General features: G+C 62.4%; 9 protein-coding genes and 1 pseudogene. All 10 read left to right on the top strand.

Features of this window, described 5'->3' with window-relative positions:
* A pseudogene (locus J9892_RS14415) lies at positions 1-122 on the top strand (IS630 family transposase); the annotation flags it as partial.
* 871 nt (positions 123-993) lie between these two features.
* Entirely contained in the window at positions 994-2,421 is a 1,428-nt protein-coding gene (rimO, locus tag J9892_RS14410; protein ID WP_234921231.1) for a 30S ribosomal protein S12 methylthiotransferase RimO, read from the top strand.
* A 544-nt stretch (positions 2,422-2,965) separates the two neighbouring features.
* Positions 2,966-4,648 carry an ABC transporter substrate-binding protein gene (locus J9892_RS14405; RefSeq protein ID WP_039040531.1) on the top strand — a complete coding sequence of 561 codons (1,683 nt, stop codon included), beginning with the start codon at positions 2,966-2,968 and terminating at the stop codon, positions 4,646-4,648.
* A gap of 117 nt (positions 4,649-4,765) precedes the next feature.
* Positions 4,766-5,749 (top strand): ABC transporter permease, encoded by a 984-nt coding sequence (locus tag J9892_RS14400; protein ID WP_010673905.1) that lies wholly within the window; start codon positions 4,766-4,768, stop codon positions 5,747-5,749.
* Position 5,750: 1 nt separating this feature from the next.
* Positions 5,751-6,656 (top strand): ABC transporter permease, encoded by a 906-nt coding sequence (locus J9892_RS14395; RefSeq protein WP_010673904.1) that lies wholly within the window; start codon positions 5,751-5,753, stop codon positions 6,654-6,656.
* Positions 6,653-7,675, top strand: coding sequence for an ABC transporter ATP-binding protein (locus J9892_RS14390; protein WP_109422553.1), 1,023 nt, complete (start codon positions 6,653-6,655; stop codon positions 7,673-7,675). The genes J9892_RS14395 and J9892_RS14390 overlap by 4 nt, the downstream gene beginning before the upstream one ends.
* An 11-nt stretch (positions 7,676-7,686) precedes the next feature.
* Complete coding sequence (locus tag J9892_RS14385; protein WP_039040529.1) at positions 7,687-8,685, top strand: ABC transporter ATP-binding protein; 999 nt, start codon at positions 7,687-7,689, stop codon at positions 8,683-8,685.
* A gap of 107 nt (positions 8,686-8,792) precedes the next feature.
* Positions 8,793-10,520, top strand: a complete 1,728-nt coding sequence (locus tag J9892_RS14380; RefSeq protein ID WP_210538533.1) for a glycoside hydrolase family 9 protein — start codon at positions 8,793-8,795, stop codon at positions 10,518-10,520.
* Entirely contained in the window at positions 10,513-11,385 is an 873-nt protein-coding gene (locus J9892_RS14375) for a BadF/BadG/BcrA/BcrD ATPase family protein (RefSeq protein WP_113977757.1), read from the top strand. The genes J9892_RS14380 and J9892_RS14375 overlap by 8 nt, the downstream gene beginning before the upstream one ends.
* A 67-nt stretch (positions 11,386-11,452) precedes the next feature.
* Positions 11,453-13,309 (top strand): beta-N-acetylhexosaminidase, encoded by a 1,857-nt coding sequence (locus J9892_RS14370; RefSeq protein ID WP_113977759.1) that lies wholly within the window; start codon positions 11,453-11,455, stop codon positions 13,307-13,309.
* The last annotated feature ends 219 nt before the right edge of the window (positions 13,310-13,528 follow it).

Genomic DNA, 13,528 nt, shown 5'->3' with positions numbered 1-13,528 from the left:
ATGAAACCATCACGCGCAATCATCAATGCAGAGGGATGGCAAACCTGCTGGCCCGAGTGAAACACTTCATGGATACCGTGTCTCCTTTCCCGGGGAATGGCTATGGCACAGCGAAGGTGTAGCACTATTGGGATCAGTTATTTAGTGACGAAACATGGCTATTTAAACTGCTAGGTCATCGATAAATTTCCGGACGTCGCAGTAGTTATGGCCGCACAGCTAGGGAAGGTGCGAATAAGTCATATGGCACGAGAGCATTTACTGGTAACCCATTGATATTAAATGACTAAAATTTTCATTTTTTGTTCGTGGGATACTTGTTCGCACTTTCCCTAGAGCTGAGCGGCTAGCACCTTTCTAAAACTAACATGTCTGCGTGATGCTTTAATATTCAGTATGAATCTTTATTACTTAGTATGATATGAGACTTCATTACTCTCAGACACCACCTTGCGTTTTCTTACCTACTTACTCATGGCTGCACTCTAGGTCCCAGAGCGCACCAAACCAAGCAGGTGGTTATGGTGTTCTGACCACTCGCGGAGGCCATATGCGTGTTCTGGAAGCATTTAGAATCAACAGCGATGGATAGTAGTTATCTACTCCATCGCCATATCTGAACTAGTAGCGACCCTAGAGGGCTGAACTATTGAGGATGTTCCGAACCGTGGTATCAGGAAACAACGCTAGGATCATCAGCAAGCTGCGATTCATTTTGCCGGTCGCAATCAACGGCAGTACTGGACTGCTTGATGTAGGTCTCCCGCACATGCTGGCGGCCGAAGATGGCTTGAAGACTTAGAGGCAGAACTCGTAACCGAGGCCCCTGTCGTTGATGAGCGCATCATCTTCACCTCTCAGGAAAAGACACAAAATATCGTGCATTGAAACCTAATATGGCAGGTCAAAAAATACACACATCACTTCTTCCTCTTTCCTGCTCATCAGGTATAATCCGCCATCTTTTTTTGCATCAGTGACCAGCGACCCCCTATGACTGTCAACCGTTTTGACCCCAGCTCAGACAGCCTGACGCCTGCAACCACGCAGGCTCAGCCATTGGACAACCAACCTGTCCAACAAGCGACTTCCAGCATTATTAGGTCTCATCCCCCAAGGATTGGTTTTGTGAGCTTGGGATGCCCCAAAAACCTGGTCGATTCCGAACGCATCCTGACCCAGCTGCGTACCGAAGGGTACGACGTGGTGCCCAGCTATGACGATGCGGAGCTGGTGGTGGTCAACACCTGCGGCTTCATCGACAGCGCGGTGCAGGAGTCCCTGGAAGCCATCGGTGAAGCCCTGGCCGAGAACGGCAAAGTGATCGTCACCGGCTGCCTGGGTGCCAAAGAGAACCAGATCCGCGAGATCCACCCCAAGGTGCTCGAGATCACCGGTCCCCACGCCTATGAAGAGGTGCTGGGCCACGTCCACAAATACGTGGAAAAACCCACCCACAACCCCTTCACCAGCCTGGTGCCGGCCCACGGCGTCAAGCTGACCCCGCGCCACTACGCCTATCTCAAGATTTCCGAAGGCTGCAACCACCGCTGCACCTTCTGCATCATTCCCTCCATGCGCGGGGATCTGGTGAGCCGCCCCATCGGCGAAGTGCTGGCCGAAGCCAAGCGCCTGAAAGAGGCTGGCGTGAAGGAGATCCTGGTGATCTCCCAGGACACCTCCGCCTACGGCGTGGACGTCAAGCACCGCACCGGTTTCTACGACGGCATGCCGGTCAAGACCAGCATGGTGGCCCTGTGCGAAGAGCTGGCCAAGCTCGGTATGTGGGTGCGCCTGCACTACGTCTACCCGTACCCGCACGTGGATGACGTCATCCCCCTGATGCGCGACGGCAAAATCCTCCCCTACCTCGACATCCCGCTGCAGCACGCCAGCCCGCGCATCCTCAAATTGATGAAGCGCCCCGGCTCCGTCGAGCGCACCCTGGAGCGGATCCAGAAGTGGCGCGAGATCTGCCCCGAGATCACCCTGCGCTCCACCTTCATCGTCGGCTTCCCCGGCGAGACCGAAGAAGAGTTCCAGATGCTGCTGGACTTCATCGACAAGGCGGAACTGGACAGGGTTGGCTGCTTCAAATACAGCCCGGTCGAGGGTGCCAAGGCCAACGAGCTGCCGGATCCGGTGCCGGCCGAGGTGCAGGAAGAACGCTTCCAGCGCTTCATGGAGCTGCAACAGCAGGTCTCCATCCGCAAGCTGGCCCGTAAAGTGGGCAAAGAGATGCTGGTGCTGATCGACGAGGTGGACGAAGAGGGTGCCACCGGCCGCTCCGCCGCCGATGCCCCCGAGATCGACGGCCTGGTCTACCTGAACGGTGAAACCGGCCTCAAGCCCGGCGATATGGTCAAGGTCCGCATCGACGAAGCGGACGAGTACGACCTCTGGGCCAGCCTGGTGGAATAATCACGCCACTCCCCCTCAAAGCCAGTCGGTCTCACCGACTGGCTTTTTTAATGTCCGCCGCCCGTCAGGCTCTTGCATGCCCCCCTGTCATCCCCTGTCCCGCCCCTCGTCACCGATCACCTCCCCTTGCTCTTTTCGCACGCGCCCGTGAACCAGCGCACACTTCTCTCCTGCCACATGAGCCGCTTGTTTCCTGCACAAAAATAAGCCATGTCAACGGGGAAAAAACGAGCACGATCCAGCTCACATTATCGTTGTCACAGGGAGTGGCAAGGTGACTTTTTACTTTGTGAGAATTAATGCAACTGTATAATTTAAAAGGATTAAAAATACATTTTGACGATAATGACGTGCGCCGTGCAATTTTTACGATATCGACGAAATGAAGAGTTGTTGTTTTCCTGTTAATTCTGCTTTTCTAAGGGCGTTGGACGACACAACTACAAGGGTGCAAAACCTGACCAACAGCGAGGGCCGGTATCCAAGCATGCGATGTCGGTGCTCCATTCCAAAACCATGGAAGACCAATAAGAAAGGAAAAAATATGCTTGCCAAAGTATCCAAAATCGCAACCTCAGTCATGCTGGGAACTCTGCTTGCCGGTGCCACCGGCACAGCCATGGCCGCCGACAACAAGACGGTGCTGACCCTGGTTGCCCAGCAGGAAACCGCATGGGTCAAGAACTTCAACCCCTTCCTGCAAGCGGGTCTGCTCCACACCACCCGTCACTTCATCTATGAGCCGCTGGTGATCTTCAACGATATGCAGGGTGGCAAACCCGTCTATCGTCTGGCTACCCACTACGCCTTCAGCGATGATCTGAAATCCGTCACCTTCGACCTGCGCGAAGGGGTCAAGTGGTCCGATGGTGAAGCCTTCACCGCCGACGACATCCTCTTCTCCTTCAACCTGGTCAAGGCCAACAAGGCGCTGGACGAGCGCTCCATCTGGACCCAGATCAAGGGTGTCGAGAAGCTGGGTGACCACAAGGTCAAATTCGACCTGGCCGAGGTCAACACCAACGTGGTGAACGACCTGGTGCTGGTGCCCATCGTGCCGGAGCATCAGTGGAAGTCGGTGAAAGACCCGGTGGCCTTCACCAACGACAAGCCGGTCGGGACCGGTCCCTTCACCGAAGTGGACAACTTCTCCGCCCAGCTCTACACCCAGTGCCGCAACCCGCACTACTGGGACAACGCCAGCCTCTCCATCGACTGCCTGCGCATGCCGCAGATGGCCACCAACGACCAGGTACTGGCCGCCGTGATGAAGGGTGACGTGGATTGGTTCGGCTCCTTCGTGCCGGACATCGAGCGTCTCTACGTCGGCAACGATCCCAAGAACAACAAGTACTGGTTCCCCGCCTCCGGCACAGTGGCGTTCAACGTCAACTTCCAGAGCAAGAACCCGGGCAACCACGAAGCCTTCAACGACATCAACTTCCGCCGCGCCTTCTCCATGGCCATGGACCGCCAGTCCATGGTGGACATCGCAGGCTACGGCTACCCCACCGTCAACGAGTACCCGTCAGGGCTTGGCAAGGCATTCGCTTCCTGGGACAACCCGGACGTCGAGAAGAAGTACGGCAAGTACAACAAGTTCGACCTGGAAGGGGCCAAGGCCCTGCTGAAACAGGCGGGCTACAAGGACTGTGACGGCGACAAGTTCCTCGACACCCCGAGCTGCAAGAAGATCGAGTTCAAAGTGCTGGTACCGAACGGCTGGACCGACTGGGTCAACACCGTCCAGATCGGGGTCGAAGGCCTGCAGGCCCTGGGCCTGAACGCCAAGACCGCCACTCCGGAAGCCACCGTCTGGACCGAGTCCCTGATCACCGGTGACTTCGACGTCGCCCTGCAGGGTTACTTTGCCGGTGCCAACCCGCACAAGTACTTCGAGACCGCCTTCCACTCCCGCAACATGGGTGAGCGCGGCAACCGCTTCGCGGCGCCCCGCTACAAGGATCCCGAGCTCGACAAGCTGATCGACGACTTCACCCAGACCGCCGATGCGGCCAAGCAGAAGGAGATCATGTTCGCCATCCAGGAGCGTGTCGGGGCCAACCAGACCATCATCCCGGTGTTCAACAACCCGACCTGGTACGAATACAGCACCAAGCGCTTCAATGGCTGGTTCAGTGCCGACAACCCGGTCGCCAAGCCGCAGGTTCACCCGGACACCCCGGAGCGTCTGCTGCACGTGCTGTCACTCAAGCCAAACAGCTAATCACCCCGGCCCCCTGCGGGGGGCCCTCTTACCCGCCATGTCTTCCATCCCCCGCACCTGCCGGGGTTGGGGGAGCTTTGCCCGGCGCGGGGCAGGCTTGCAGTAAAAGGTATCACCATGGGATTTATACTTAGACGCTTCTCCTTCTATCTGGTCGCCTTCCTGGTGGCCGCCACCATCAACTTCCTGCTACCCAGAGCCATGCCGGGGGACCCCGTCTCCGTCATGTTTGCCCGGGCCGGCGCCATGATGGAACCCGCCGCGCTGGAAGCCCTCAAAGCCACCTTCGGTTTCGTGGACGGCCCCATCGGCACCCAGTTTCTCACCTATGTGAAGAGCGTCTTCACCTGGGATCTCGGCACCTCGGTGCGCTACTACCCCCAACCGGTTGCCGACGTCCTCGGCCGCGCCATCGGCTGGACCCTGTTCCTGGTGGGCACCTCCACCATTCTGAGCTTCTCCATCGGCTCCATCGTCGGCATCTTCGCCGCCTGGTACCGGGGCGGACGCATGGACAGCATCCTCTCCCCGCTCACCCTGGTGATGCAGGCCATCCCCCCCGTGGTGGTCTCCCTGCTCGCCCTCTTCCTGTTCGGAGTGAGCCTCGGCTGGCTGCCCATCGGCTACGCCTACAGCCCCGAGATCCCCGCCGATTTTGGCTGGGAGCACATCAAGAGCATCCTGCTGCACGCCATCATGCCGGTGGGCACCCTGGCCGCCGTGCAGGTAGGAGGCTTTCTCATCACCATGCGCAACAACATGATCAATCTCCTGGGCGAGGACTACATCACCATGGCCAAGGCCAAGGGGCTCTCCAGCAACCGGGTGATCTTCAACTACGGCGCCCGCAACGCCGTGCTGCCCAGCGTCACCGCCCTCTCCATGGCGCTCGGTTTCGTCATCGGCGGATCCCTCATCACCGAGGTGATCTTCAACTACCCCGGCCTGGGACTGACCCTCTATCAGGGCATCCTGGCCCGTGACTACCCCCTCATCCAGGGGCAACTGCTCATCATGACCATCACCATGCTCAGCTTCAATTTCCTGGCGGACGTGCTCTACGTCTTCCTGGATCCCCGTCTGCGTACAGGAGGCAAATAAGATGCGTATGCCGACTATCTTGAAAATCCTGCTGGGCAACAAGAAAGCCGCCTTCGGCCTCGCCATCGTGGTCACCTTCGTGCTGATGGCCCTGTTCGCCCCGCTGCTCGCCAGCAACGAACCCACCAAGCGGGTCGCCCGCCCCCACCAGCCCCCCAGCGTGGAGCTGGTGATGGGTTCCAACCGCATGGGCCACGATCTCTGGGCCCAGTTCACCAACGGCGCCCGCATCTCCCTGATGGTGGGCTTCGGGGCAGGCCTGCTGGTGTGCGCCCTGGCCATCACGGTGGGCATCACCGCCGGCTACTTCGGCGGCGTGGTGGACGAGTGCCTCACCTTCCTGATGAACGTGGTGCTGGTGATCCCGAACCTCCCCCTGTTGCTGGTGCTGGCAAGCTTCATCGGAGAGGCCTCCCCCATGGTGATCGCCCTCATCATAGGGTTGACCTCCTGGGCCTATGGTGCCCGGGTCATCCGCGCCCAGACCCTGGCCCTGCGGGAAAAGGAGTTCGTCATCGCCGCCGAGGTGCTGGGTGAACCGGCCTGGCGCATCATCCTGGTGGAGATACTGCCGAACCTCATCTCCATCATCGGGGTGAGCTTCATCGGGTCCATCATCTACGCCATCGTCACCGAGGCGACCCTGGAGTTCCTGGGGCTCGGCGACCCGACCGTGGTCAGCTGGGGCATCATGCTCTACAACGCCCAGACCTCGAGCGCCATCCTGGTGGGTGCCTGGTGGGAGATCCTGGCCCCCTGCTTCGCCATCGCCACCCTGGGGGCGGGCCTCGCCATGCTCAACTTCGCCATCGACGAAATCGCCAACCCGCAGCTTCGTTCCCACAAAGGCCTGCGTCGCTGGAAGCAGCTTGCCACTCCCATCACTGCTCAGGAGAAGACAGCATGAAGCCGCAACAACCCCTGCTGTCGGTGCGCCAGCTCTGCGTCGACTACATCACCGAAAGCGGCGACGTGCGCGCCGTCAATTCGGTCAGTTTTGACATCATGCCGGGTGAGGTGTTCGGCCTCGCCGGCGAGTCCGGCTGCGGCAAGTCCACGGTCGCCTTCTCGGTAGCTAGGCTGCACAAGCCGCCCGCCTACATCAGCGGCGGCGAGATCCTGTTCAAGGGAGAGAACATCCTCGCCTTCGACGACGAGCGACTGCGCAGCTACCGCTGGCGCCAGGCGAGCGTGGTGTTCCAGTCCGCCATGAATGCGCTCAACCCCGTGCTGCGCATGGAGGAGCAGTTCTGCGACGTGCTCTTGGCCCACAACCCCGGCATGACCCGCTATGAGGCGATCAAGCGCGCCCAGGAGCTGCTGGAGATCGTCGACATCCACCCGAGCCGGCTCAAGGACTACCCGCACCAGTTCTCCGGCGGCATGCGCCAACGGCTGGTGATCGCCATCGCCATGGCCCTCAACCCCGAGCTCTTGATCATGGACGAGCCCACCACGGCGCTCGACGTGGTGGTGCAGCGGGAGATTTTGCAGAAGGTCTATGCGCTCAAGGCGAAGTTCAACTTCTCCATCCTGTTCATCACTCACGACCTCTCGCTCATGGTCGAGTTCTGCGATCGCATCGGCATCATGTACGCGGGGGAACTGGTGGAGGTGGCGCCGGCCAAGGCGATCCTGACCGCGCCCCTGCACCCCTACACCCGGGGCCTTGGCAACTCCTTCCCCCCCCTGCATGGGCCCAAGACCGTGCTGGAGGGGATCCCTGGCAGCCCCCTCAACCTGCTGGAGGTGCCAGTGGGCTGCCGCTTCCAGGCACGCTGCGCCAAGGTGCACGCGCGCTGCCGCCAGGAATACACCCGGCTGGCCGAGATCCGGCCCGGCCAACAGGCTGCCTGCCACCTTCATGAGGCAGCAGAGGAACAACCGGATCTTCCGATCCATCTGGACAAGGCCGCTGGCTGTTAAGGATGTCTGTCATGCAAATCGCCCAAACCGACGCGCCCATCATCGAGGTCCAGCACCTCTACAAGGACTTCGCCGTCAACTCCAACGCCATCAAGAGCGGCAAGATGCGGGCGCTGTCCGACATCACCTTCAACCTGCACCGGGGCCGCGCCCTGGCAGTGGTGGGGGAATCCGGCTCCGGCAAGAGCACCATCGCCAAGATCATCGCCAAGATGTACAAGCTCTCCAACGGCCGCATCCTCTACCGTGGCCGCGACCTGGAGGAGTTCAACAAGGGCACCGCCCTGCTGGACTATCGCCAGAGCGTGCAGATGGTGTGGCAGGATCCGTTCGGTTCATTGAATCCGACCCACACCATCTACCACCACATCGCCCGCCCCCTGCTGCTGCACAGCAAGGTGAGCGACAAGCGGGATCTGCCCGACATGGTCTATGGCCTCCTTGAAAAGGTGGGGCTGACCCCCGCCAAGGCGACCGCGGCCAAGTACCCGCACCAGCTCTCCGGCGGCCAGCGCCAGCGGGTCAACATCGCCCGCAACCTGGCGGTGGAGGCGGAAGTGGTGCTGGCGGACGAACCCACCTCCATGCTCGACGTCTCCATTCGCATCGGCATCCTCAACCTGATGGAGCAGATGAAGAACGAGCTCGGCGTCTCCATGCTCTACATCACCCACGACATCGCCACCGCCCGCTACGTGGCGGAAGATCTGGCGGTGATGTACGTGGGTCACATGGTGGAGTGGGGAGAGGTGGACGAGATCCTGCACCACCCCCAGCATCCCTACACCCAGTTGCTCATCTCGGCGGTGCCGGACCCCGAGAAGAGCATCCACGCCGAGCTGGAGGGAGGCCGCAAGGGGGAAATCCCGCTCTGGACCCCGGAATCCCGTGGCTGTCCCTTTGCCGGGCGCTGCCATCAGGCCATGCCCCGCTGCAAGGAGAGCCTGCCGCCGGTGACCCGGCTCGCCGATAACCACTTCGTGCGCTGCTACCTCCACGAACAGGGGTAAGCAGGCCCGCGGCCGGGCGCCATCGCCCGGTCATGCCTCGCGTCGGGGCCGCAAGGCCCCGCAATGAGCCTCGCCCGCCAGGGGCGAGCCTTCGGAGTAAGACCTTGATGGAACTTTTGATCAACCAGGTGGGTTACGAATGTGACGGGGAGAAGAGCGCCCTGCTGCAGTGCGGCGCCGACCTCGATATCCGCGGCCACGTCAGGTTGCTGCGCCAGGAGGACGACCACCTTTTGCTGGAGACGCCGCTGGTGGCGGCGGGATGCGTCCCCGGCTGGCAGGGCCGCCACTACTGGCGGGCCGATTTCTCCGCCTTCACCGAGCCCGGCCACTACCGGCTGGAAGCCGTCGTGACCACAGGAGCGCAGGAGCGTCTGGTGCGCTCCCCCTCCTTTGCCATCGGCCGGGGGCTGCTGGCGCGCCGCTGCCTCTCCGATGTCATCCACTACTTCAAGGGACAACGCGCCAGCGGCACCTTCGACCGGGCAGACCGCAGGGCACGCCTCTTTGGCACCGATCAGCGCCGGGACGTACATGGCGGCTGGTTCGACGCCAGCGGCGACATGAGCAAGTACCTGAGTCACCTCTCCTACGCCAACTACCTCAATCCCCAGCAGACCCCCATGGTGGTCTGGTCCCTGCTCAAGTGCCGGGAACTCCTGGCGACACGTCGCGACATCGACGGGATGAACCTGTGCAAACGGCTCAATGACGAGGGGTTGCACGGGGCGGATTTTCTCTGCCGGATGCAGGACGAGAGCGGCTTCTTCTACATGACCCTGTTCGACAAGTGGAGCAAGGATCCCGAACAGCGGGAGCTGTGCGCCTATGCGACCCAGCAGGGGATCAAGTCCGCCCGCTGGCAGGCGGGTTTTCGCCAGGGGGGCGGCATGACCATCGCCGCCCTGGCCCGCGCCGCCCGGGAACCGAGTGGCGGCGACCTTGACACAAGCCAGTACGCCGAAGCGGCAAGACGCGGCTACCTGCACCTGCGCGAGCACAACCTCGCCTACCTGGACGACGGGGTCGAGAACATCATCGACGACTATTGCGCCCTGCTGGCGGCGGTCGAGCTCACCAGAACGCTGGGCGCCGAGTGGCTCTCCGAGGCGCGGGATCGGGCTGGCCGGCTGTGCGCCCGCCAGCGCGCCCATCCCGATCTCGGCCACCATTGGGCCGCCAACGACGATGGCTCTCGCCCCTACTACCACGCCGCCGAGGCGGGCCTGCCGGTACTGGCGCTGCTGGAGTATCTCGCCATCGAGCCGGATCCGGCGCGCCAGTGGGCGGCCCGGACCGTCGCCGAGCAGGCCCTGGCGGCCGAGCTGGCTCTCGCGGCCCGGGCAGGCAATCCCTTCGCCCTCGCCCGCCAGTATGTGAAAGGGGTCGATGAGGCGCCCCGGGTGAGCTTTTTCATGCCCCACCACAACGAATCCGGTTACTGGTGGCAGGGGGAGAACGCCCGGCTGGCATCGCTCGCTACCATGGCATTTGCTGCCGCACAGCACCTGCCCGGGCAGAGCGCACTGCTCTGCACCTTCGGCCAGCAGCAGCTCGACTGGATCCTGGGGAGAAACCCCTTCAACGCCTGCATGCTGGCGGGTCAGGGCATCAACAACCCGGAATACACCGCCGGCTACCCCAATGCGCAGGGGGGGATCTGCAACGGCATCACCGCCGGCTTCGATGACGAAAATGACGTTGCCTTTATTCCAGAGGCGTACAAGGATCGGCTGGATCAGAACTGGCGCTGGGGGGAGCAATGGATCCCGCACGCCGCCTGGTTCGCCCTGGCCATCACCTGGCAAAGCGCGCAGGGAGGCCCCCATGATTGAGTTCTGGGTCGGGGTGGACGGCGGCGGCACCCACACCCGGGCCCGCATTCGCAACAACGCAGGCAAGCTGCTCGGCGAGGGGCGCGCCGCCGGCTCCAATCTGGAGCTGGGCATCGCCCTCTCCCACGGCCATGTGCTGGCTGCCATCGATCAGGCCCGCATCGACGCGGGTCTGCCCAGGGAGAGCGAACAGCGGATGGGAGTCGGGCTCGCACTCGCCTCCGCCGAGCTCGCCGACTGCTACCACGCCATGCTGACCATGCCCTTCCCGTTTGCGCGGGTGAAGCTCACCTCCGATGCCTTTGGTGCCTGCCTCGGCGCCTTCGACGGCCAGGAGGGGGCCATCCTGATCGCGGGCACCGGCTCGGCGGGGCTCATCTACCGGGAGGGACGCCTTCGCACCTGCTCGGGTCGCGGCTTCCCCGTCTCGGATCTCGGCAGCGGCGCCTGGCTCGGGCTGCGTGCCATCCAGCAGTCCCTGCTCTGCCACGACGGCATCCTGCCCCCCAGCACCCTGGCGGTGCGCCTGATGGATCACTTCAAGCGGGATCAGGCCGAGGTGGTGCGCTGGGCCGCCCGCGCCATCCCGGCCGACTATGGCCGCTTCGCCCCCTGGGTATTCGATGCCGCGAGCGACGGGGACGAGCTCGCCACCGCCCTGCTGGATGAGACCTGTGCCCAGCTCGGCATGCTGCTGGAGGGCATGACCCAGCTCGGGGCAGACCGGATCGCCCTGCTGGGCGGCATCGGCACGCGCCTCGCCCCCCGTCTGGGCCACTTCCATCTGGTCGCCCCCAAGCGCGACGCGCTGGAGGGGGCCATCCTGTTTGCCAGGACGGAGGCGCTGCCATGTCTGCATCCCTGAGCCTGGTCGGGCCGACAACACCTGCGGGACAGGTTCCCGTTTCCTTCACCCCATCAGAGGAATTCCCATGTCCGCACCCCTGATCCACACCCGGGTCGATCACCGTGACGGTGACGATGTCTGGTTTCGCTTCACCCTGAGCCAACTCCCAGCCACCCCCTGGAAACTCCACTTCTGCCTCGCCCGCCAGATCGATCCCCACTCGATCGAAGGGGGCGCCCTGGAGCGCCAGAGCGGCAGTTACAAGGTCATGGTGCCCCACGAGGGGGTGAGCGAGCTGCGCTTCTGCTGTCGCAACACCCCGCTCAAGCATGACTCCGATATGCCCAAGGGTTTCTTCCTGAGCCTGGAGAGCAAGGGACAGCTGCAACCCCTGGTGCTGGAGGGGGAAGACCTTGGCCTGACCAACCCGCCCTCCCCGGGCCCCGATCTGCCGCCGGTGGAGGCCGTCAACGGCCTCGTGCCCCAGCCCGCCCACCTGATTTATACAGAAGGCAACTTCCGGCTGGCCGAGCGGGCCCACGTCGACGGCCCCGTTCCCCTCGCCTCCCTGCTCGCCCATTTCAACGAGCTGACGGGCCTGGCCCTGACCCAGGATCACGATGCGGAGATCCACCTCGTCGAGGCGACACTTCCCCCCGAGGGGTATGAGCTCACCATCACCCCTGAGGAGATCGTCATCCGGGCCGCCGGCGAGGCGGGCTGGCGACACGGGCTGGTGAGCCTGGCCCAGTGGGCGCTGCAACACGGAGAGAGCCTGCCCTGCCTGACGGTGCGGGATGCACCGCGCTTCGGTTTTCGCGGCATCTTCCTCGACTGTGCCCGCCACTTCCACTCCATCGCCACCCTCAAGCGCCTGCTCAAGCAGATGAGCCTCTACAAGTTCAACCGCTTCCACTGGCACCTCACCGATGACGAGGGGTGGCGCCTTGAGATCAAGGCCTTCCCCCAGCTGACCGCCGTGGGAGCCTGGCGCGGCCATGGCCTGGCGGTGGGGCCCCAGCTGAGCGGCGGCCCCGACCCTTATGGCGGTTACTACACCCAGAGCGAGGTGCGCGAACTGGTCGCCTACGCCGCCGGGCTTGGCATCACCATCATTCCGGAAATTGACATCCCGGGGCACTGTCACGCCGCCATCAAGGCGCTGCCCGAGCTGCTGGTGGAAGAGGCAGACCGCTCCCGCTACCTCTCGGTGCAATATTTCGACGACAACGTGCTCAACCCGGCCCTGCCCGGCACCTATCGATTCCTGGACGCCGTGATGGACGAGGTGTGCGATCTCTTCCCAGGGAGTCAGGTTCACATGGGGGGGGACGAAGTGCCCACCGGCGTCTGGACCGACAGTCCCGCCTGCCAGCAGCTCATGGCCGAGCAGGGGTATCAGGATTGCCGCGAGCTGCAGGGGCACCTGCTGCGCCACTGCCAGCAGTACCTGGCAGGCAAGGGCAAACAGATGCTGGGGTGGGAAGAGATACTGCACGGTGACAAGGTGAGCCGGGAGGCCACCGTCTTCGCCTGGACCAGCTTCCAGGCCGGCCTGGATGCCGCCGCATCCGGTTACCCCGTGGTGATGGCGCCTGCCCAGCACCTCTATCTGGATCTCGCCTGGAGTCAGGACATCCACGAGCCGGGACTCTACTGGGCGGGTACCCTCAACCTGGCGCAGGTGCATGCATGCGATCCTGCCCCGGCCGATTTCCATGCCAACGATAACATCCTGGGGGTGCTGAGCCCCTTGTGGTCGGAACTGATCACCTCTCGCGATCGTCTCGACTACATGTTGTTCCCGCGCATGCTGGCCACGGCAGAGGTGGCCTGGAGCACTCCCGCCCGCAAGGTGTGGGAGCACTTCGTCGCCCGTCTGCCCGGCCAGCTGCACATCCTCGACCAGTTGCAAGTGCGTTACCGGGTGCCACAGAGGTAGTGTTATCTTTTTCTTTTCGGCGACCTTTTGGTCGCCGTTTTTTTACTCATCAACAACAAAAACCCAACCTAGCCCCTAATGCCAGTCAGTTAAGCCTGACTGGCATTGTTTTTACTAGGTTTTCTCGTCGCATACTTCTGTGGTTTGGCTTTGATGCACCTTGGGTAACTTCGTTCTCGGCGGGCGGGTAACTTGAACTGCTCTGCCTGTTTGTCCAAC

The organism is Aeromonas sp. Prich7-2 (assembly GCF_017939255.1).
GTDB classification, from domain to species: Bacteria; Pseudomonadota; Gammaproteobacteria; order Enterobacterales; family Aeromonadaceae; genus Aeromonas; species Aeromonas caviae.
Note: the sequence above shows the minus strand (reverse complement) of the source record. Positions and strands in the feature narration are given on the sequence as shown.

Coding starts and splice junctions, on each gene's coding strand:
- rimO (WP_234921231.1), top strand. CDS start 994: ATGACTGTCAACCGTTTTGACCCCAGCTCAGACAGCCTGACGCCTGCA.
- J9892_RS14405 (WP_039040531.1), top strand. CDS start 2,966: ATGCTTGCCAAAGTATCCAAAATCGCAACCTCAGTCATGCTGGGAACT.
- J9892_RS14400 (WP_010673905.1), top strand. CDS start 4,766: ATGGGATTTATACTTAGACGCTTCTCCTTCTATCTGGTCGCCTTCCTG.
- J9892_RS14395 (WP_010673904.1), top strand. CDS start 5,751: ATGCGTATGCCGACTATCTTGAAAATCCTGCTGGGCAACAAGAAAGCC.
- J9892_RS14390 (WP_109422553.1), top strand. CDS start 6,653: ATGAAGCCGCAACAACCCCTGCTGTCGGTGCGCCAGCTCTGCGTCGAC.
- J9892_RS14385 (WP_039040529.1), top strand. CDS start 7,687: ATGCAAATCGCCCAAACCGACGCGCCCATCATCGAGGTCCAGCACCTC.
- J9892_RS14380 (WP_210538533.1), top strand. CDS start 8,793: ATGGAACTTTTGATCAACCAGGTGGGTTACGAATGTGACGGGGAGAAG.
- J9892_RS14375 (WP_113977757.1), top strand. CDS start 10,513: ATGATTGAGTTCTGGGTCGGGGTGGACGGCGGCGGCACCCACACCCGG.
- J9892_RS14370 (WP_113977759.1), top strand. CDS start 11,453: ATGTCCGCACCCCTGATCCACACCCGGGTCGATCACCGTGACGGTGAC.